15 protein-coding genes and 1 pseudogene are annotated in these 19,604 nt (G+C 47.7%); 8 read left to right on the top strand and 8 right to left on the bottom strand.

Going from position 1 to position 19,604, the window contains the following annotated elements; genetic code table 11:
- Positions 1-524: 524 nt before the first annotated feature.
- Positions 525-3,866 carry a PAS domain S-box protein gene (locus QUB33_RS02675; RefSeq protein ID WP_333346870.1) on the bottom strand — a complete coding sequence of 1,114 codons (3,342 nt, stop codon included), beginning with the start codon at positions 3,864-3,866 and terminating at the stop codon, positions 525-527.
- Between the two features lie 408 nt (positions 3,867-4,274).
- On the bottom strand, positions 4,275-4,934 hold the full coding sequence (locus QUB33_RS02670) for an HAD family hydrolase (RefSeq protein ID WP_333346867.1): 660 nt from the start codon (positions 4,932-4,934) through the stop codon (positions 4,275-4,277).
- Between the two features lie 111 nt (positions 4,935-5,045).
- Between QUB33_RS02670 and QUB33_RS02665 the strand changes: the two are divergent.
- Together QUB33_RS02665 and QUB33_RS02660 are read left to right on the top strand one after the other, a co-directional pair.
- Positions 5,046-5,810, top strand: a pseudogene (locus QUB33_RS02665) (Uma2 family endonuclease).
- A 285-nt stretch (positions 5,811-6,095) separates the two neighbouring features.
- A complete protein-coding gene (locus tag QUB33_RS02660; RefSeq protein ID WP_333346863.1) occupies positions 6,096-7,904 on the top strand; it encodes an aspartate kinase in 1,809 nt (602 codons plus the stop codon).
- Between the two features lie 380 nt (positions 7,905-8,284).
- Here QUB33_RS02660 and QUB33_RS02655 read toward each other — a convergent pair whose 3' ends face one another.
- Positions 8,285-9,316: a DNA (cytosine-5-)-methyltransferase gene (locus tag QUB33_RS02655; RefSeq protein ID WP_333346861.1), complete on the bottom strand. Its 1,032-nt coding sequence runs from the start codon at positions 9,314-9,316 to the stop codon at positions 8,285-8,287.
- A 148-nt stretch (positions 9,317-9,464) separates the two neighbouring features.
- Entirely contained in the window at positions 9,465-9,626 is a 162-nt protein-coding gene (locus QUB33_RS02650; RefSeq protein ID WP_333346858.1) for a hypothetical protein, read from the bottom strand.
- 28 nt (positions 9,627-9,654) lie between these two features.
- Here QUB33_RS02650 and QUB33_RS02645 point away from each other — a divergent pair, with 28 nt between their 5' ends.
- Positions 9,655-10,038 carry a DUF4346 domain-containing protein gene (locus QUB33_RS02645; protein WP_333346855.1) on the top strand — a complete coding sequence of 128 codons (384 nt, stop codon included), beginning with the start codon at positions 9,655-9,657 and terminating at the stop codon, positions 10,036-10,038.
- A gap of 58 nt (positions 10,039-10,096) precedes the next feature.
- Here the strand turns inward: QUB33_RS02645 and psb32 are convergent, their stop codons facing one another.
- Positions 10,097-10,819: a photosystem II repair protein Psb32 gene (gene psb32, locus QUB33_RS02640; protein ID WP_333346852.1), complete on the bottom strand. Its 723-nt coding sequence runs from the start codon at positions 10,817-10,819 to the stop codon at positions 10,097-10,099.
- A gap of 132 nt (positions 10,820-10,951) precedes the next feature.
- Between psb32 and QUB33_RS02635 the strand changes: the two genes are divergently transcribed.
- On the top strand, positions 10,952-11,182 hold the full coding sequence (locus QUB33_RS02635) for a hypothetical protein (RefSeq protein WP_190734279.1): 231 nt from the start codon (positions 10,952-10,954) through the stop codon (positions 11,180-11,182).
- A 166-nt stretch (positions 11,183-11,348) separates the two neighbouring features.
- Here QUB33_RS02635 and QUB33_RS02630 read toward each other — a convergent pair whose 3' ends face one another.
- Positions 11,349-11,894 (bottom strand): NADPH-dependent FMN reductase, encoded by a 546-nt coding sequence (locus tag QUB33_RS02630; RefSeq protein WP_333346848.1) that lies wholly within the window; start codon positions 11,892-11,894, stop codon positions 11,349-11,351.
- A gap of 321 nt (positions 11,895-12,215) precedes the next feature.
- Between QUB33_RS02630 and ftsH the strand changes: the two genes are divergently transcribed.
- Positions 12,216-14,150, top strand: coding sequence for an ATP-dependent zinc metalloprotease FtsH (ftsH, locus tag QUB33_RS02625; RefSeq protein WP_333346845.1), 1,935 nt, complete (start codon positions 12,216-12,218; stop codon positions 14,148-14,150).
- A gap of 211 nt (positions 14,151-14,361) precedes the next feature.
- Here the strand turns inward: ftsH and QUB33_RS02620 are convergent, their stop codons facing one another.
- The gene (locus tag QUB33_RS02620) at positions 14,362-14,916 is read right to left on the bottom strand and encodes a M23 family metallopeptidase (protein ID WP_333036920.1); all 555 of its coding nucleotides are present in this window, start codon (positions 14,914-14,916) and stop codon (positions 14,362-14,364) included.
- 486 nt (positions 14,917-15,402) lie between these two features.
- On the opposite strand from QUB33_RS02620, the gene QUB33_RS02615 reads away from it, so the two are divergent.
- A complete protein-coding gene (locus QUB33_RS02615; protein ID WP_190745204.1) occupies positions 15,403-15,783 on the top strand; it encodes a hypothetical protein in 381 nt (126 codons plus the stop codon).
- Between the two features lie 166 nt (positions 15,784-15,949).
- Here the strand turns inward: QUB33_RS02615 and QUB33_RS02610 are convergent, their stop codons facing one another.
- Positions 15,950-16,780 carry a phytanoyl-CoA dioxygenase family protein gene (locus tag QUB33_RS02610; protein WP_333346838.1) on the bottom strand — a complete coding sequence of 277 codons (831 nt, stop codon included), beginning with the start codon at positions 16,778-16,780 and terminating at the stop codon, positions 15,950-15,952.
- A 168-nt stretch (positions 16,781-16,948) separates the two neighbouring features.
- Here QUB33_RS02610 and QUB33_RS02605 point away from each other — a divergent pair, with 168 nt between their 5' ends.
- Entirely contained in the window at positions 16,949-18,397 is a 1,449-nt protein-coding gene (locus QUB33_RS02605; RefSeq protein WP_333346833.1) for a RecQ family ATP-dependent DNA helicase, read from the top strand.
- A gap of 195 nt (positions 18,398-18,592) precedes the next feature.
- Positions 18,593-19,558 (top strand): RluA family pseudouridine synthase, encoded by a 966-nt coding sequence (locus QUB33_RS02600; protein ID WP_333346831.1) that lies wholly within the window; start codon positions 18,593-18,595, stop codon positions 19,556-19,558.
- Positions 19,559-19,604 lie beyond the last annotated feature (46 nt).

Raw genomic sequence — 19,604 nt, 5'->3', positions numbered from 1 at the left:
TGCTGAGTGTAGATTACCTGACTCATTGGAAAACAGCTATATGTAAGGTATGCCTGAACCGCCTTACCGCGTTATATCAAATCTGTTAGCATCGGAATTCTTCCTATCTCTCTTCTCGACCTCTGCGTGAATCAGCGTCAATCCATTGTCATCTGCGGTTAATACATTCTCTTTTTTTTAACCGCAGATACAGACAGATAAACACAGATTAATGCAGATAAATTCTATCAATTCCGGTGACACCATCCATCCGTGATTGTTGACTTTTGACTGGATTTGACTATTCCGATGCAACCGGAATTGATATTAGACTAGGGTGTCAAACCACTGATAGCAAATCCGCGCTTCATCGTCTGGCGTAAAATCGAGTCAACAGTCAACACTCAACCATCTTTCAGTTTTTCGACCCCGAGTTAACCGCCAACAGTCAACAGCCAACAGTCAACAGTCAACAGTCAACAGTCAACAATCATGAGGAGTGCAACCGGAATTGATATGATATCCTGATTAGCACCGTCCTGATGTCAACGAATTGGAATTTCGATGATAAATTCAGTGCCTTTACCGGGTTCTGAGAGGCACTGCAATTTACCGTTGTGTTTTTCAACGACAATTTGGTGCGAGATGGATAAACCCAAACCTGTGCCTTTACCTACGGGTTTTGTAGTAAAAAACGGGTCAAACAAACGCACAATCTGATCTTCGGGAATACCCATACCGTTGTCTTTGATCCGAATTAAAATGCTCTTGTCATCAATCGTTTCAGTTTGAATGGTAATAGTAGGAAAGAGAGGATTTTCGGTGTCTTTGGCTTGGCTGCTGCTTTCTTCCAAGGCGTCGATCGCATTTGCCAATACATTCATAAATACCTGATTTAACAGCCCGGGATGACAGTTTATTTGGGGCAGTTCTCCGTATTCTTTTATCACTTTAATGCCCTGCCATTTTGCCTTGGCTTTCAGCCGGGTGTTCAACATTAACAAGGTACTTTCTAAACCTTCGTGAATGTCGGCCGTCTTGATTTTAGCTTCGTCTGCCCGCGAGAAATTGCGAAGAGTTTGAATAATTTCTACAATGCGCTCGCATCCGGTCTGCATCGAACTGAGCAACTTGGGCAGGTCTTCTGCTAGAAATTCTAAGTCTATATCATCGGCTTGTTGCTGAAGTTTTGCTGGGGGATTCGGGTACTCTTCTCGATAGACCTGTACGATTTCTAATAAGTCTAGAACGTAGCCTCGGACGTGGCAGAGGTTGCCAGCGACAAAGCCAACTGGGTTGTTAATTTCGTGGGCAATTCCTGCTAGCACCTGTCCGAGGGAAGACATTTTTTCGGTTTGTACTAACTGCATTTGAGTTTGCTGCAAGTCGCTCAAAGCTGTTTGCAGTTCTTGGGATTTTTGCCGATCGCGATCGGCGGCGGCGGCCCGTTCTTCCTCAACTCCGATCGCCCCGGCAATAATTCCGATCAGCTTGCAGTCGGCTTCTGTGGGCGCGATCGACTCGGTGTTGACAACGCACACCGCACCCACGTAATTGTCGCCCAGCCGCACTGCTTGTCCCAGATAGCTTCGCAGTTGGTAGCGGATGACAGCGGGATCGGTTTGGGCGTAGATCGTGTTCTGCAAGTCAGGAATCGCAACAGCCAGATCGCTTCCTTTGCTGCATACGTCGGTGCAGATGCGGTCCTCGGCGCGATCGACCAGCGGGTAGTCCGGCGGCGCTTGCCAAGTCGCGATCGCGCGCAGCAGACCGCCACCGACGCGGTTGTAGATGGCGCAACTTCCGCCCAAAAGCTCGCCGGCTAAGGATGTCAGGCGCTGGATGTTCTCAGCGGCGTCGGTGGTGAATCCCAAAAAGCACTCGTTGATTTTGCTGAGGCGGTACTCTGCTTGCCTGCGCGCCGTCATGTCGCGGGAGTTGATCACAATTCCTTTCACAGCGGGGTCTGCTAGCAAGTTGATGCCCACACCTTCGAGAAAACACCAAGAACCGTCAGCGCGGCGGAACCGACCTTCTAGGGCGATCGCATCGCCTGGATTTGCGAGCAGTTTTTCGCCGTCGGAAATCACCGAGGCAAGGTCGTCAGGGTGGATTAAATCGAGAGCAATTTGACCGGCGAGTTCATCGGGTTCGTAGCCTAAAACTCTTTCTACAGAAGGGCTTTCGTAAACAATGCGACCGCTGGCGTCGAGAATAGTAATGATGTCGGAACTGTTGAGAATTAGCGATCGCCACTTAGCCTCATTTTGAAACAAAGCTGACTCGGCTTGTTTGCGATCGGTAATATCCTCTACCATTTGCAAAATAAACTGTGGCGTTCCCTGACTGCTGTCGATGACAGAGGCGCTGAGGCGTCCCCACCTGATGCTGCCGTCTTGGCGGAGGTAGCGCTTCTCAATTTGATAAGCTTCGCGGGAGCCCGCGGCCAACTCTTGGCGCAACTGGCGCGAAACTTCTGCGTCTTCCGGGTGCGCGCAGTCGTCGAGGCCGACACCCCGCAGTTGAGCTTCCGATCGCCCTAACATAGCTTGAAATGCCGGATTAGTGGCGATCGCAACACCTTCGAGGGTAGCGACTACCATGCCGATCGCAGCGCGTTCAAAAATTGCCCGAAACCGCTGTTCGCTGTCTCGCAAAGCTGCATCCGCTGCCACTTCCTGCGTGATGTCACGCCCCGCGACTGCCAAACCTTTGCGCGAACCGTCGGGGTTGAACAGTGGCACTTTCCGCACTTCAAACAAATTGCTGCCGCCTGTGGGCAAGGAAACAATTTGGCGGCTGGAGGTAAGAGTGCCTGCTTGCCAGGTGGTTTCGTCGGTTTCCTGCCAAGTTAGCAGGATTTCTCTGACTCTGGGATCGGCGGCGGCAGCGAGTTCGGCAGTAGTTTTGCCCTGGTAGTCTGCGGTTTCCCACCCCAAAAGTTGGAGGGCGCAGTCGTTGGCAATCAGCCAGCGCCCCTCGCTGTCTGTGAGGTTGATCGCGTCGGGCACGGCGTTAATCGCGGTTTTCAACCAGTATTCTTGATTTCGCAGGGCTGCTTCGGCGCGCTTGCGATCGGCGATTTCGGCGACGGTTCCTTCGTAGTAAATGAGTTCGCCATCTTCGTCGCGGACTTCGCGCACGTTTTCCGAGATCCAGGTAGTGCTGCCGTCTTTGCGGCGGACGCAGGACTCAAACTCTTTCAGGGAGCCATTTTTGCTGATTTCTGCAATGAAGGAAGCGCGGCGGGTGCGATCGGCGTAAAGGTTTTTTGCCGAACATTTTGCGATCAGTTCTGACGGGGAATCGTAGCCGTACATTCGGGCGAGTGCCTGGTTGGCGCTGAGGTAGCGCCCGTCTGGGGCGGTTTGAAATATGCCTTCGGTGGCGTTTTCAAAGATGCTGCGGTATTTTGCCTCGGCTTGTTTGAGGGCTTCTTCTGCTTGTTTACGATCGGTGATATCAGATTGGACGCCGATGAAGTGGGTAACGAGTCCGCTGCTGTCGCGCACCGGCGATATGGTGAGTTCGTTCCAGAAGGGGGTGCCGTCTTTGCGGTAGTTTTTCAGAACGACTTTGCAGTCATGCTGTTCTTTCAGGGCCACGCGGATTTGATCGACGGCAGCACCATCGGTATCCGGGCCTTGCAGGAAGCGGCAGTTCTGCCCGATTATTTCGCTGCGATTGTAGCCTGTAATCCGCTCGAAAGCCCCGTTGCAGTAGACTATAGGCTTGTCCGGCCGGGTAGCGTCCGCGATCGCGATGCCGTTGCTGGTAGCTGCCAGGGCGCGATCGTACAGCCGAAATACTTCTTCTATTAAATTCGGTGTGCCGCCAGTACGAGTCGGCGATAGCGTTTCAGAAGGAATGCTTATATCTATCTGCATGATTTTCTATAAATTGAGTTTATTGTACAGATCCCGACTGGCAGCACACCCTAGACTTTAACAGAATTGCCTGTTTTCCACAGGCAGAAGTTAGAAGGCTATTATGCAGAATTTGGGCGGTAAATTCTACCTGAAAAAAATCTGGCTTCCCTCGTTTTTTTCCTCTTTGCTTCTGCCTTGTGCCTTCTACCTTCAAAGGAATCCTACTTGTTAATTTATAATAGCTGTTCCCGGGATCACTCTATCTTTGGTATGGTTTGCTTGGCAGGGTTTAGGTAGCTTACAAGTTCGCGCATTTATTTTTTTGATTGAATCAAAATCTAATGCCGGGAGTCTCTATAGAAATATTTTGAATAAAAGACATAGGATTTAAACGATTCCAAAGATCCAATAAAAAAACCGGAAAAATTAATGTTGAACGAACACAGCAAGTTCTGAAATATCGTCGATCGCGAAAGTCGGTTCTAGGGCGAGACACTGAGCGCTATCGCCATATCCGTAAGCCGCCCAACAAACATCTATCCCAGCATTTTTAGCAAACAGCAAATCAATCGCTGTATCGCCAACCATTAAAATTTGACTGTTATCCAAGTCCGGGAACAGCGGTTTAATAATTGAGTGAAAAACCGCCGCCTCGGGTTTCATAATTATTTCTCCGTTGTCACCTAAAATCAAATCAAAAAAACTGTAAATTTTCAATTTTTGCAGTAACGAATTCACAAAACTAACGTGTTTGTTGCTAAAAACTCCCAAGCTCAATCCCGACTTTCGCGCCAACTGCAAGACTTGCTTTGTCCCGGTAAATAACTCTACCTGCTTTTCACCTTCCGTCCGATAATAAGAGCGGTAAGTTTCCACCCATTCAGGAATTGCGCTTTCCTCGATCGCCGGATGCAGGATTTTAAAACTATTTGGTAAATTGATGCCGATCGTACTTATAATAGTATCAGCAGCAGGCGGGGTAATATTGAAAGTTTCAAAAGTTTTGGTAAAGCAAAATACAATAGCTTTGTGAGTAATTGCTAAGGTGCCGTCGAAGTCAAAAATAATTAACTTGTACTTACTCATATTTCGGAAAATTTTTACTAGAGGAACCGGAGGTTTCCAATGATATAATAACATTATTAATCTTTAAGTCACAAATTATAAGTATAATCTTTAAACATTCAATAGGTCAGCATGAGTGTCACCGAAAAACCCGAAATTATAGCAACAGATTTCTTTGAGCACACTCAATTACCAGAGTCCGACGGTACTTTTGTAAAAAACGTCCAAGAACATCCTCAAAGCATCCTGTTAACAACATCAATCCGACTGATTTTAGATCGAATTCATCCGGACGGACAATACTGCATCGGTCAAGATTCCGGTATTTACTGGCGGGTTGCCCAACCCCCGGAACCGCCCGAAAGAGGAGCCGAAGCACCTGATTGGTTTTACGTGCCCGACGTGCCGCCAACTCTTGACGGAAATCTTCGCCGATCCTATGTAATGTGGCAGGAATTAATGCCGCCTCTGATTGTACTTTAATTTGTTTCTGGTGATGGCAGTGAAGAAAGAGATAGGACTCCTCGCCAGGGCAAATTCTGGATTTACGAACGGATAATTAGAGCGGCTTTTCACGGCATTTATGAAGTCAAAAAGGCACAATTTGAAGTGTATCATTTGGTAGAAGATCGGTTCGAGTTAGTTCCACAAAATGAGCGCGGACATTACCCGATCGCACAAATAGGAGTGGAATTAGGTATTTGGCAAGGGGTTGATCAGGGTGTAGAACTGCCTTGGCTGCGCTGGTGGGATGCCTCTGGGAATTTGCTGCCGGCGGCCGAGGAACGGGCAGAAGAAGCCGAATTAGTGGCAGAACGAGAACGACAAAGGCGCATAGAAGCTGAGTTGCGAATTCAAGCTTTGGAAGCGCGTTTGCGAGAGTTAGAAGGCGAGTAATGCGATTTTAGATTTTAGATTTTAGATTTTAGATTGGCGATGACTGAGGACTATCGGGGTTAAGATATTCATAAGTCATTCGCAATTCTTCAATCAAAAAGCTAAATTCGCATAAGTCGCAGGTTCCGGTAGGGACACGGCTATTCACTGTCCCTAGGAACATCATGCGCTGTAAAAACCCGATCGCCTAGCAGCCTCCTCAGAAACGATATAAACATTCATCGGTTATCATCGGAAATTTGCGTATATTAGCTTAAGTATTACATCACTTTTTGTGTAAGTCCTATGGCACTAATTGTTCAGAAATATGGCGGAACCTCGGTTGGTACAGTCGATCGCATTTTGGAAGTAGCCCGACGAGTTGTAAAAACAGCACAGCTCGGCAACTCTCTCGTTGTCGTACTTTCGGCGATGGGCAAAACCACCGACGGTTTAGTTAAACTCGCCAAGGAAATTTCCCCAAATCCCAATAAGCGGGAAATGGATATGTTGCTCTCCACTGGGGAACAAGTCTCGATCGCACTTTTGAGCATGGCATTGCAGGAAATGGGACAGCCCGCAATTTCCCTCACAGGCGCCCAAGTTGGCATTGTCACCGAAGCTGCCCATACCCGCGCCCGGATTTTGCGAATTGACCCGAATCGGCTTGAAAGCCAGTTAAAAAGCGGTAAAGTCGTTGTGGTTGCGGGGTTCCAAGGTATCGCCGATGCCGGAGAATTGGAAATTACCACCTTGGGCCGTGGCGGTTCCGACACAACCGCCGTAGCCTTGGCTGCTGCGCTGCGGGCCGACAGGTGCGAAATTTATACCGACGTTCCCGGAATTCTGACTACAGATCCGCGCTTGGTTGCCGACGCCCAATTGATGGACGAAATCACTTGCGACGAAATGCTGGAATTGGCGAGTTTGGGGGCAAAAGTCCTCCACCCGCGCGCGGTAGAAATTGCGAAGAATTACGGCGTGCCGCTGGTAGTGCTTTCTAGCTGGAGTGACGCCCCCGGTACGCGGGTAGTGTCCCCACCCCCGAAACTTCGGCCTTTGGAGGGTTTGGAGCTCGCAACAGCGGTGGATGCGGTGGAATTTGACTTAGATCAGGCGGGGGTGTCGCTGCTGCGTTTGCCCGATCGCCCCGGCGTAGCAGCGCGGTTGTTTGGTGCGATCGCCCAACAAAACCTCGATGTAGACTTAATTATCCAGTCAATTCATGAAGGAAATACTAACGATATTGCCTTCACCGTGACGCGAAAATCTCTGCAACAAGCCACCGCCGTTGCAGATGCAATTATTCCCACCCTCGGCAAGAATTCTCGCCCAGAATTGGGAGAACCGGAAGTGAAAGCAGAAGAGCGGCCAATAGCTAAAGTTAGCATTGCGGGTGCGGGAATGATCGGTCGTCCGAGGGTAGCGGCGCAGATGTTTAAGACTTTAGCGGATGCGGGGATTAACATTCAAATGATTTCTACATCCGAGGTGAAAGTTAGTTGTGCGATCGATGCCGAAGATTGCGATCGGGCCGTTGCTGAACTCTGCAAAGCATTTGATGTCGCCAACTCCCCTATTGGGCTGCATTCAGCATCCCACAAACCGCCCGCAGTCCGCGCCGTTGCGTTGGATCTCAATCAAGCGCGTCTAGCAATTCGCCAATTGCCCGATCGACCCGGAGTAGCAGCAAAACTGTTCGGACTTTTAGCCGAAGAAAATATCAGCGTAGACACGATCATTCAGTCGCAGCGCTGCCACAATATCGACGGCATATTAACTCGCGACATTGCATTTACCGTCGCGCAAATTGACGCCGAAGCTGCTAAAAAAGCCCTGGAAAAAGCCGCCCCAGAATTCGGATGGGGCGAAGTAGCAGTCGATACACAAATAGCCAAAGTTAGCGTGGTCGGTTCCGGCATGGTAGCGCATCCGGGAGTAGCGGCAAAGATGTTTGAAGCGCTTTCCCGCCAGCAAATCAACATTCAAATGATTGCCACTTCCGAGATTAAAATTAGCTGTGTTGTGGATGAGGAACAAGCCGTAACTGCTTTGAAGGCAGTTCACGCAGCCTTTGAACTTGCCGGCACTGAAAGAATCCAAGTTCCAGCGTAAGACAAGTTTGCAGTTGGGAATTAAGATTCCCTCCGATCGATCGGTGGTTGTATGGCGGTTTTCTTTAGGGACACGGCAGTGCCGTGTCCTTGCAAATATCGCGGACACAGCAGTGCTGTATCCCTACAAATATATTCGGATTTGGACACCGCACTGCCGTGTTCATACAAATATCGATCGACCGTCAACGATTAAAGTTTTGAGTGCAAATTGCACATCATAAGGCTGTGTTAAAATGAAATTGGCGCTCGAATTAAGGAATTTAATCTTAATCTTGTATTAGTAGGGTGCTTCAGAACCCAAATCCTCGCTCATCGCTCTATACATCCGTCTGACGCACCTTAAAAGTCGATGGGAGTGGCACACTTGCGTAAGTGCTGTTAGAAAAGACCAAGCTCTAAATATTCATTTATTTCTCTTGGCAATCCCTTCATTTCATCATACAATAAATTTTGACTTAATATTTCTTGCGCGATCGCCTCTACAATCGGCACACAAACCGAATTCCCAATTTGCTTGTAACTTTCCCCCGCACTCGGATAAGTTTTAAAATCTTCAGGAAAACCCATAAGACGGTAACATTCCTTCAGCGTCAACTTTCTCACCATATCTTGCTCAGGAATGTAGATAAAAAACCTGCCAGATGTTTCTTGCGAAGGAATTGTCGGATGCACTCCATCTACCGAATAAATTCGATTAGGCTGTCTGTGAACTCTCGATAAATGTTCTGTATTTGGCCTGACGCCAGTTTTCCAAGTACCTTTATTTCTGTAACCTACAAACAAAAGTCCCGAATCTTGCTTTCTTGGAGACTCAATTAAAGTATACTCGGATTTATCCAATATTTCAAAATCCCCTGTCTCGTCTAGAAATTCCCAGAGTTTTGGAGTCAACTGGGTTTTAAGCCGAGAAAAATTGAATGGTTTACCTTGAGTTGCAATAATAAATATTCTTTCACGATGTTGAGGAATTCCAAAGTCTTTAGCATTCAGCATTTTGTAATTCACGCTGTATCCCAAATCTTCAAGACTGGCAATAATTATTTTTAAGGTATTTCCCTTGTCGTGATAAATTAAGTGCTTGACATTTTCGAGAACGATAACTTGAGGCTGCTTGATTTTTATAATTTTACAAATCTCGAAAAATAGCGTGCCTCTAGTATCTTCAAAACCGAGCTTTTTGCCACAGATACTAAAAGGTTGGCACGGAAACCCGGCGACTAAAATATCAAAGTCTGCTAAATCGGCGGGATTGATGTTACTGATGTCGGCAAAAGGAACCTCACCGAAATTTTTTGTGTAAACTTCTCGGCATTTGCTGTTAATTTCGCAGGAAAAAACGCATTCAAAGCCAGTTTTTGCAAAACCTTGTCTGAAACCTCCTATTCCCGAAAACAAATCTATAAATTTCATTCTTGCTTAGCTTAAGACGAACAAATTCTATATATAATAATAACCGAGTTTGCATCCTATATAAGTGAGCAACGGCTAAAAAAACACAATACCCCGAGCACCGACTTCTTGAAAAAGTCGGGGATATAACAGCGATCGCGTCTTAAGTTCACTCATCAATTTCTCTGTCGAGCCCGATCGACTGTAGCATAGGAGCGATCGGCAAATTGCAGGAATTGTCGATCGCCCGAAAATTCCCCCCGCATTCAACCAACCAACCTGCCAAACTTGTCCCGCAGCCGACTAAACTAGAAATAGCAGAACAAATCACAGCTATTGTCTACTTTCTTTCACAAACCATGAGTCAAACCTTGGAAAATCTCACCGCAATCGATGACAAGCTATCCAAACGCCACATCGACCTCGATCCGGGCGGCTACTTCATCATTTATCTCGATCGCGAAACCAGCTTAATTTGTGCCAAACATTTCACCAACATCATCGACGATCGAGGCCTCGCCGTCGATCCCGAAACTGGTAAACCCATCCCCGCCCGTGGCAAAGTAGAACGCACAGAGGTCACACTTTTTACCGGCAGAACCGCCAAAGAACTTTGTGTCAAAATTCTAGAAGAAACCCGCCCCAGCCCGGTGACAATGTTAGATCACGCGGCTTATCTGGGACGGGAATTTGTACGGGCAGAAATTGCATTGTTGAGCGATGGAGAATACGTTCAAGATTAGTGCAGCCCTGCCATATTTTCTTGCCAAAACGGCAACTGATCGGATTTAGCAGCACCGATCACGAAAAACCTTGATACCAGAAATAAGTCACCATCGGAATCACTGTCGCCAATACCAACAGCACAACCACAACAACTGTGGCATTGCCTTGGTCTGTTTCTTCAGCTTTTTTAAACGTGCCTTCAACTTGAATGTTGTCAACAACTTCAGGAGCACCCGGATCGGGTTCGCCCGACAAAACAGTTGCAATGCGCGTACTTGCAGCGGCAAATGCCTCGTTGTATTTATTGGCTTCCCGCAGCGGCACTTGCACAGTTTCCCCAGCCACACTCTGGGCAATTTCATCGCTTAGCAGGGATTTCACCCCTTCCCCCGTCCGAATTGCCGCACTGTTGGTAACAGTGTCGAGAACGAGTAAAATTTGATTAGTCTGGTCTTCTTTTGTGGGAAACCACTGTTCAAACAGTTGGTCGGTGAAAGTGGCTGTCGTTTCGCCGTAGTCTAAGCGGTGGATGGTGACAAATCTGACTTGTTTCCCTGTTTTGTTTTCCAGGTTGTCGAGCACGCTGCTAATATTGCTTTCGCTGCTGCGGCTGAGCACGTCGCCTTTGTCGAACACCCAAGTTCGATCGCCCGCCGACAACACGGGTATTTCGTAAACGCCAGTCGCCAATGCCGGCAATACCGCCATCTGGGATGCGATTAGGGCGATCGCGATCGCCGCCGCCAAAGGTTGGAGATATTTTCTCCAGTTAAATAATTGCTTCAGGAGTCTGGTCATGAGGTTAACCGTAAAACTGACTTTTTTCCAAAAATACTATAGAAACCCCCGTAAAATTCATTTTATGCAGGGCAATATTTACAATTAGCTCACCAGTGGAACTCCCCGCCCGATTATTTTAGGATTCTAACTATGGAACCAGCAGACACTTATAAAGGTTGGATTATTCAATCCCAGAAAGTCTTCTACGTCGAGGTTTGGGATAGCCGCGGCAACCGCCACGTCGCCGTCCAAAATGCCAAGACTGAGGAGGAAGCTTTGGAATTGGCTAAAAAGTGGATTGATAAATATGAGTCAAAACCCGGCAGAATGGCGATCGACGTACCCCATCCTTTCGGAGATATGATCGATATGCCATTTTGAAGTCAGTTGACTGTTGACTGTTGACTGTTGACTGTTAACAGTTACATTACAGCTTATAGCGTGCTCTACTAGAGAAAAAACCTCTTCAAATCGAGCAATTATTGCAACTGACGTATCCGAATAATATGCCAGTTGCGTCCAAGACTGCATTTTTCCTGAGAGACAATTACGAAATTCCTCGCAATTTCCGCGTATTTTCCACTAAACTTCGAGCAAATTCGTCGAACCTTTCAGACAGTTTTTCATCTAACAATTTACCATCAGCACTAAAAGCTTTCCAAGCTTGTCCGATCGCAATTTGTTCGGGAATTACCCAAGCGTGTACCCATCTCAAAATCACGCGCAAATCGTTGAGTGCATTGCTGTTAACTTGCCCTCCCAAAACACTAATCGCACCCGCAACCTTCCCGTCCAAATGCTCAAAACTCATCAAATCCAGGGCATTCTTGAGAGCACCGCTGACGCTACCGTGATACTCCGGCGTTGCCAAAATCAAGCCGTCGGCTTCCTTAACCGCATTCTGCAGCTTTTCCACATCCGGGTAATCGAGATAATCATTCTCACCAGTGCAGAATGGCAGATTGAGCGATCGCAAATCGAATATTTCAACTTCCGCGCCCAGGGCCTGCGCCCGTTCTGCTACCACCTTCAACGCTAACTGGCTGTAGGAGCCAGCCCGCAAACTTCCACCAATGCCGACAATTTTTACCATAAAGCTTAAAAACAATAACTGCTTTACTAAAACGTACTCATTACGAGTATGATTAACATAGCAAGTTCGATCGGCAACTGTCAAGTAAAGTTTCCGATGTAGAAAATAGAAGGAAGAACACAAGGTTATGGGTAGGAGGGTGAGTGCTCGGCCGGTAAGGGAGAACAGACTCGGATCGTTAACAGGCCGCTATTTTGAGGGGCCTCTTAAGATGCCCGCGAGAGATAAACCCATCCAACACCCGCCATCTTGTTAAAATAAATGAACGTAGCAAACCAAAAGCGGTCAATCTTGGCAGTCTTCAACATTGGGCAAAGCAATATGAAAAATTCTTGGAAACACGCATGGCTGGGGCATCTAGCTGTAAACAAAGACAAGTCGAGCCAGAATCCTAAAAAATCAATTCCAGGACGGAATCTTTGGCGCATCCTGGGCAGTTTGGTGATTTCTCAAGGAATATTGCTCTCGACCCCGGTGTTTGCCGACAGCGCGCCAAACACCATGAGTTACAGCCAACTGATCGACAACATAGAAAAAGGGCAAATCAGTAAAATCGAAGTAGACGAAACTCAAAAAACTGCCAAGGTTAGGCTAAAAAATCAAAAAAGCGATCAGACCCAATCAGTTAGTCTGTTCGACTACAACAACCGAGAACTGTACTCGCAAATCCGCGCCAAAAAGATTGACTTTGAAGTCAAACAAACAGCCGACAACGCCGCCGCAGTCAGTTTAGTAGTAAACTTGCTAGTGATTTTTGCAGTGTTGGCAGTGTTGATGGCAATCCTGCGCCGATCGACCCAATCTCAAGGAAATGCCATGAACTTCGGCAAATCCAGAGCTCGTTTCCAAATGGAAGCCAAAACCGGCGTGATGTTCGACGACGTAGCAGGCATCGAAGAAGCTAAAGAAGAACTGCAAGAAGTCGTAACCTTCCTCAAAAAACCCGAACGCTTCAACGCCATCGGCGCCAAAATTCCCAGAGGAGTTCTGTTAATCGGGCCTCCCGGAACCGGCAAAACAATGCTGGCAAAAGCCATCGCAGGCGAAGCAGCAGTCCCCTTCTTCAGTATCTCGGGTTCCGAATTTGTCGAAATGTTTGTCGGAGTTGGCGCCTCCCGCGTCCGCGACTTGTTCAAGAAAGCTAAAGAAAATTCGCCCTGCATCGTCTTCATCGACGAAATAGACGCCGTAGGAAGACAGCGCGGCGCTGGTATCGGCGGTGGCAACGACGAACGCGAACAAACTCTCAACCAGTTGCTGACAGAAATGGACGGCTTTGAGGGTAACAGCGGCGTGATTGTGATTGCAGCTACCAACCGCCCCGACGTTCTCGATACCGCTCTGCTGCGGCCCGGCAGGTTCGATCGCCAAGTAACGGTAGATTTACCCAGTTACAAAGGGCGTTTGGGGATTTTGCAAGTTCACGCGCGCAACAAAAAACTCGACCCAGAAGTTGCCCTAGACACGATCGCCCGCCGCACTCCCGGCTTTTCCGGCGCCGACTTGGCAAACTTGCTCAACGAAGCAGCTATTCTCACAGCGAGGCGTCGCAAAGACACGATTACTAACCTAGAAGTTCACGACGCGATCGACCGGATCACGATCGGGCTTACGCTCAACCCACTGCTCGACAGCAAGAAAAAGTGGATGACAGCATACCACGAAGTCGGACACGCCCTAGTCGCGACCATGCTCAAAAATGCCGACCCGGTGGAAAAAGTAACGATTATTCCCCGTTCCGGCGGCATCGAAGGCTTTACTAGCTTTGTGCTCGACGACGAAATGCTTGACAGCGAAGGTTTGAGGAGTCGGGCTTTGCTGTTAAACCGAATTAAAGTAGCTTTGGGGGGACGGGCGGCAGAGGCCGAAATTTATGGCGATGCTGAAATCGACACCGGTGCCGGTAGTGATCTCAGAAAAGTTAGCACTCTCGCGAGGGAGATGGTAACGCTTTATGGAATGTCGGATTTGGGGCCTGTGGCTTTGGAAAGTCCGAACAATGAGGTGTTTTTGGGCCAAAACTGGAATTCGCGATCAGAGTATTCCGAAGAATTGGCAATCAAGATCGATCGGCAAGTCAGGGAAATTGCCTGTGAGTGCTACGAAGAAGCTCGCCGGATTATCCGCGAAAATCGGGCTTTGGTAGACAAACTTGTCGAAGCGCTGTTGGATGAAGAAACGATCGACGGCGATGAATTCCGCCAAATTGTCGAGCGGTACACCGAGTTGACAAAAAAAGAGTTGGCCCCAACGTAAAGAGTCAGTTGGCAGTTGGCAGTTGGCAGTTGGCAGTGGTCATTAGTTATATCATGTCCGCCTAATCACTTACGATATGTCCGCAGGGAGTGAAACGAAGCAATCGCAATGTTTCTGCGATTGCTTCTCTACGGTCGCAATGACAAGTGTTTAACCGGACAATATATTATTGGTAATAACAGTCAACAGTCAACAGTCAACAGTCAACTGTTTAAGATTGTTGCGCGTACATTTCCCGGAGTACCAAAGCCGGGTCTACCCAGCGGCCGCCGTACTTCAATCCCCAGTGTAAGTGAGGCCCACTCGTGCGGCCGGTCATCCCAACTCTGGCAATTCTTGCACCCGCAGGCACTGTTTGACCTTGCCAAATTTGCACCGTACCTTCGCGATCGGTATAATAACGCCCGCCGTTAGCCGTTAGCACTCGGCCTCTGAGGTGACAGTAGATGTGTTCCCAATTTCCCGATCGCACCACCATACCAGTGCCGCATCGACCATCTTCCCAAACTTCCACAATTTGCCCGCCCCACCAATTGCGGATATAGCTGCCTTCCGGGGCGGCCAAGTCCAAACCGTAATGAAAATCCCCGCCACGGGGGCCGAAGGCGGAAGTGTATGTTTCAAAGTTTTCGACTGGAAAAGAAGCTTCTTGCCACAAATTACCCGTCGCTACTCTGCTTGGTAAGCCTGACTGAGCTTTGACCACCTGCTGCTGCAAATAAGGGCTGATCAACACAATGCCGATCGAAAGTGCCAGCAGCAGCATCTGTCTGAGACGAAAAAAGCGTTTTGCCGTCAGCGGGCCTCTAGAGTCTTGCAGGATTTTTTTCACGGCTCAAAGTTAAATGTGTGTGCGAGTTTGCGTTGTCTGTTAGGCTCCCATCTTGCACCCTTGTCAATAAAGCTTTCAGGGGCGGGCTTTCCGGCCCACCTCACAAAAAAAATCATTGTTTGTGGAACGGGCATCTTGCCCGTTTCTAAGAAGGGTGCAAGATGTAAGTTATGCCAATTCGCTGCAAGATTGGCTTTGAGCTCTACCCGCGATCGCGAATCAGTTTATCAACAACGTGTATCTTACTCCATCCAAAACCCGTGTCAAGGCTTCCGGGTAAATGCCCAGGGGTGATAAAAAAAATTGGCCGAGGAATTCGTGCTGCGGTTGAATTCGATCGAGCTTTTGCTTGACACTATAGTTAAGTTCGGAGATTTTGGATCACATCCAAAATCTCAAATTCATCACAAACATCAAGCAATGCTTACTGAAATTTTTCCCTTTAGTTTTGCCATAGACGCAACTGCGATCGCCGGTGCGTCTTTGTGGTCTTTGGCCCTCTATTGGGGCCTGTCGCCCCTCACAGAATGGGTAATCCTGCAACTCAACCGCTGGATGAATTTTGCTGAGAGATCCCTCTACACCTCGGAAGCCGAGTTTGAAAGAACCCGCCAAGCGAGAGAAGCTCAAAATGCCTTTTACGCTTCGCTGTTGAGCATTGTGCCCTTTTTGATTGCGGGCGGATTGTGCAATTGGGGCGTAGAATTTTCTCTGGGTACTGGTTGGGCGGTATCTATGGGTACGATCGCCTGTATTGGTGGCGGCGTTTACGAACTCGGCCGCCGAGACGCTCAATCTTAGGCGATTTTAGATTTTAGATTTTGGATTTTGGATTTCTGAAGATATTCGGAGATTTACCAGCCTCTAGAATTGATCGTAATCTCAAATCCAAAACTCAAAATCTAAAATAAATATGACATTTCCCGTCTATTATCACTCGCGCCTCCAACAAAATTAGCAATGTATTTCAACCGTAATTTGACTCAGGATGTTTGCCTAAAAGCCGCAGTTGCCGTTCAGTAGCGGTAGCGATAATTTCGGGGTTAAACTGCCACGGCCAAGGCGAAAATTTCTGCGCGATGTTGCGGTGGGAATAATGCACTTGCAGTAAGTAGCGAGTTCCATCTGTTGTCGTATTTTTGCCACCGGAATGCCAAATTTCACTGCGGAAAAATAACACATCTCCAGCTTTGCACAAAACTGGTTCTGGGGAATTTCCGTTCCAAGTTTCTTCCCCGCGATCAGGTTTGCGACCAGATTTGTGACTACCAGGAATAATGTAGGTAGGACAGAGGTCTTCTGCGATGTCGCTGAGATAGAAATGGGCTGTACAAATCCATACTGGTAGTTGAAAAGTGCGTTCCTCTTCGAGGGCTCCGCTAACGGCAAACACGCTTTCGGGCACGGGTACAAATACCTGATCGACGTGGACCCGCCAACCGTCATAACCGGGCCCGCTTTTCCACGCAGTCATGCCGATAATGTGGCAATCGCTGCCCATTAATGCTTCTGCTAACTCAATTATACCCGGCCGATCGGCATAGGAGAGCCACAGCCGATCGCGATTAAAAACGCACTTAAAATGCTGGTTCAATTCACTCCAACTGCTACCATCGAGTCCGAAGGGTTGCAGGCGATCCAGTGCTTCCTTTGTTTGCGCCACTTCCGACGGACTGAGTACACCAGGAATCAGCGCAAAACCATCTTCCTGCACCGCATCTACCGCCCCCGCTGTATCGAAAAGGTCACAAGTCTTTTGCCGATAGCTGAAAACTTCGCTTAACGTGCTTGCGTTCATAATTCAAAAAGTAAAATTATTAACTGTTATTAAATTAACACTTATTCTGCTCGATACTTGCATACTATGAAACCAGCCACCCGGTTTCTTGGTACATCAAGACTTACACAAAATTTAATTATGTAGACACGCACTGCTCACATTACGTCTGATTTGGGAATAAATAAAATGAAATACCAACCAGAACCAATATCATTAAATCAAGCCCGCGCCGCCTTCCAAAAAATATGGGGATACGACGACTTTCGACCACCCCAAGGAGAAATAGTCGGTAGCTTATTAGCCGGAAAAGATACAATTATAATTATGCCGACAGGTGGGGGCAAATCAATCTGCTTTCAACTGCCAGCTTTGTTACAAACAGGCTTAACGTTGGTAGTTTCGCCGTTAGTCGCACTGATGGAAAATCAAGTACAAGAATTGCGTGATCGCAATCTGCCCGCTTCCCTCCTCCACAGTCAATTGCCAACAGCGCAGCGCCGACAAACTATGCAATCGCTGCAACAAAACAAATTAAGATTGCTGTACCTGTCTCCCGAAACATTACTCAGCAAACCTGTTTGGGAAATTATAAGTCAGCCACACATCCAAATCAACGGTTTAATATTAGATGAAGCTCACTGTTTAGTACAGTGGGGTGATACTTTTCGACCAGCTTACCGCCGTTTGGGAACAGTGCGGTCGGCTTTGTTGAAAGCTAAACCAGCAAACAGTAAAATTGCGATCGCAGCTTTCACCGCTACCGCCAACCCGGAAGCACAGCAGATAATCAAAAATGTCTTGCAACTGCAAAAACCCGAAGCATTTTTGCTAAGTCCCTACCGTTCTAATCTGCACCTGCAAGTGCAAACAGTCTGGACGCCGAGAGGACGCAAGCAGCAGTTATTGAATTTTATAAAAGCTCGACCCAAACAAGCAGGTTTAGTCTATGTCCGTACTAGAAAAGATAGCGAAAGCTTGGCGGATTTGTTGGAAGCAGCAGGTTATGAAACAGCAGCCTATCATGCAGGTTTGAGTCCAGAATCACGACGAAAAATAGAAAAAGCTTGGCTGAACAATGAGCTTAAATTTGTGACTTGTACCTCAGCATTCGGTATGGGAATTAATAAACCAGACGTTCGGTGGGTTGTTCATTATCAAGCACCTTTGCTATTATCGGAATACATTCAGGAAATTGGTAGAGGCGGACGCGACGGCAAATCGGCGATCGCCCTGACATTGATTAGCGAACCGACGGGTTTGCTTTATCCCGAAGATAAACAAAGAAAGGAATTTTTTCAAGATAAATTGCGATCGCAATACCGAGAAGCTCAGCAATTAGCCAAAAAACTGCCAGTTAAAGGGGATATAGAAGCAGTTTCCCGCGAATTTCCAGAAAGCGCGATCGCCCTTTCAATCTTGCACAGCAGCGGACAATTAACATGGCAAGATCCTTTTAATTATGCCATCGACAAATCCGCACAGCAAAAAGGCGAAAAACAAAACTTTAGCGCAGCGGAAGAAATGGCTAAATATCTCAAACATCGCGAGTGCAGGTGGCAATTTTTGCTGCAAGCTTTTGGCTTTACCAAGGAAGCTACATCAATGCGCTGCGGCCACTGCGACAATTGTCGATAGAATTGACGATTATACTCAAGCGACTTAACCACTCCGACCAAAGAAACCGGGTTTTCTACCGAGTCTGCGGGCCCAAACGAAGTATTGCTGTGAAAAAACCCAGTTTCTCGCTACCCGTGCGATCGCGAACTAACTCACAGATGTTATGATTAAGATATTTGCTTTACACACTTGGCAAAAAATAGTAAAAAGTAAATGATAGAAACAGACACTGCGGCACAGATTTACACAGTAGAAAATACAGAGGAATTCGATCGCAGTAATGTCACTCAGCGATTAGATATTTGGCTTTCAAACCAGATACCGGACTTATCCCGATCGCGAATCCAAAGCCTCATATCACAAGGCAACGTCAAAGTCAACGACGAAACCTGCACCTCGAAAAAAATATCAGTAAAAACGGGCGATCGCATCCACCTCACATTACCCGAAGCCCAGCCCACTTCCTTGCAGGCCGAAGCAATTCCCCTCGACATCCTCTACGAAGATGACAGCCTAATTATCATCAACAAACCAGCCGGATTAGTCGTCCACCCAGCCGCCGGACACCAAGACGGTACATTAGTCAACGCCCTCTTAGCCCACTGTCCCCTAGCAGAAATAGGCGGAGTTCAGCGGCCGGGAATCGTACACAGATTAGACAAAGATACGACAGGTGCGATCGCGATCGCCAAAACCGACATAGCCCACCAACACCTGCAAGCCCAACTCAAAACTAAAACAGCCCGCCGCGAATATTTAGGCATAGTTTACGGGGCTCCCAACACCGAAACAGGCACAATAGACCTACCCATCGGGCGGCATCCCACAGACCGCAAAAAAATGGCCGTAGTACCAGTAGAAAAAGGCGGTCGCCCCGCAGTTACCCACTGGACAATCAAAGAAAGAATCGGCAACTATTGCTTAATGCACTATCAATTAGAAACAGGCCGCACCCATCAAATTCGCGTGCATACAGCCGAAATAAAACATCCCATTGTCGGCGACCCGATGTACAGTTCCAACCGTTCTATCGGCGTCAATTTAACCGGACAAGCCCTCCACGCATGGCGGCTGACTTTGCAGCATCCAATCTCGGGAGAATTAATAGAGGCGATCGCACCTTTGCCCGATCAATTCAACACCCTGCTAAAAATATTGCGGTTGCGGGCTAATATTTGATAATTGGTATAGCAGTCACCAAAGCTGTTATGACAATTCGCCATTA

The sequence above is a fragment of the Microcoleus sp. B3-A4 genome (assembly GCF_036705385.1).
GTDB lineage: Bacteria > Cyanobacteriota > Cyanobacteriia > Cyanobacteriales > Microcoleaceae > Microcoleus.
This window is presented reverse-complemented; position numbering and strand designations above follow the sequence as displayed.

What these genes read in the sequence shown, in the direction of transcription:
- QUB33_RS02675 (WP_333346870.1), bottom strand. Translation starts at nt 3,866, where the DNA reads ATGCAGATAGATATAAGCATTCCTTCTGAAACGCTATCGCCGACTCGT.
- QUB33_RS02670 (WP_333346867.1), bottom strand. Translation starts at nt 4,934, where the DNA reads ATGAGTAAGTACAAGTTAATTATTTTTGACTTCGACGGCACCTTAGCA.
- QUB33_RS02660 (WP_333346863.1), top strand. Translation starts at nt 6,096, where the DNA reads ATGGCACTAATTGTTCAGAAATATGGCGGAACCTCGGTTGGTACAGTC.
- QUB33_RS02655 (WP_333346861.1), bottom strand. Translation starts at nt 9,316, where the DNA reads ATGAAATTTATAGATTTGTTTTCGGGAATAGGAGGTTTCAGACAAGGT.
- QUB33_RS02645 (WP_333346855.1), top strand. Translation starts at nt 9,655, where the DNA reads ATGAGTCAAACCTTGGAAAATCTCACCGCAATCGATGACAAGCTATCC.
- psb32 (WP_333346852.1), bottom strand. Translation starts at nt 10,819, where the DNA reads ATGACCAGACTCCTGAAGCAATTATTTAACTGGAGAAAATATCTCCAA.
- QUB33_RS02635 (WP_190734279.1), top strand. Translation starts at nt 10,952, where the DNA reads ATGGAACCAGCAGACACTTATAAAGGTTGGATTATTCAATCCCAGAAA.
- QUB33_RS02630 (WP_333346848.1), bottom strand. Translation starts at nt 11,894, where the DNA reads ATGGTAAAAATTGTCGGCATTGGTGGAAGTTTGCGGGCTGGCTCCTAC.
- ftsH (WP_333346845.1), top strand. Translation starts at nt 12,216, where the DNA reads ATGAAAAATTCTTGGAAACACGCATGGCTGGGGCATCTAGCTGTAAAC.
- QUB33_RS02620 (WP_333036920.1), bottom strand. Translation starts at nt 14,916, where the DNA reads ATGCTGCTGCTGGCACTTTCGATCGGCATTGTGTTGATCAGCCCTTAT.
- QUB33_RS02615 (WP_190745204.1), top strand. Translation starts at nt 15,403, where the DNA reads ATGCTTACTGAAATTTTTCCCTTTAGTTTTGCCATAGACGCAACTGCG.
- QUB33_RS02610 (WP_333346838.1), bottom strand. Translation starts at nt 16,780, where the DNA reads ATGAACGCAAGCACGTTAAGCGAAGTTTTCAGCTATCGGCAAAAGACT.
- QUB33_RS02605 (WP_333346833.1), top strand. Translation starts at nt 16,949, where the DNA reads ATGAAATACCAACCAGAACCAATATCATTAAATCAAGCCCGCGCCGCC.
- QUB33_RS02600 (WP_333346831.1), top strand. Translation starts at nt 18,593, where the DNA reads ATGATAGAAACAGACACTGCGGCACAGATTTACACAGTAGAAAATACA.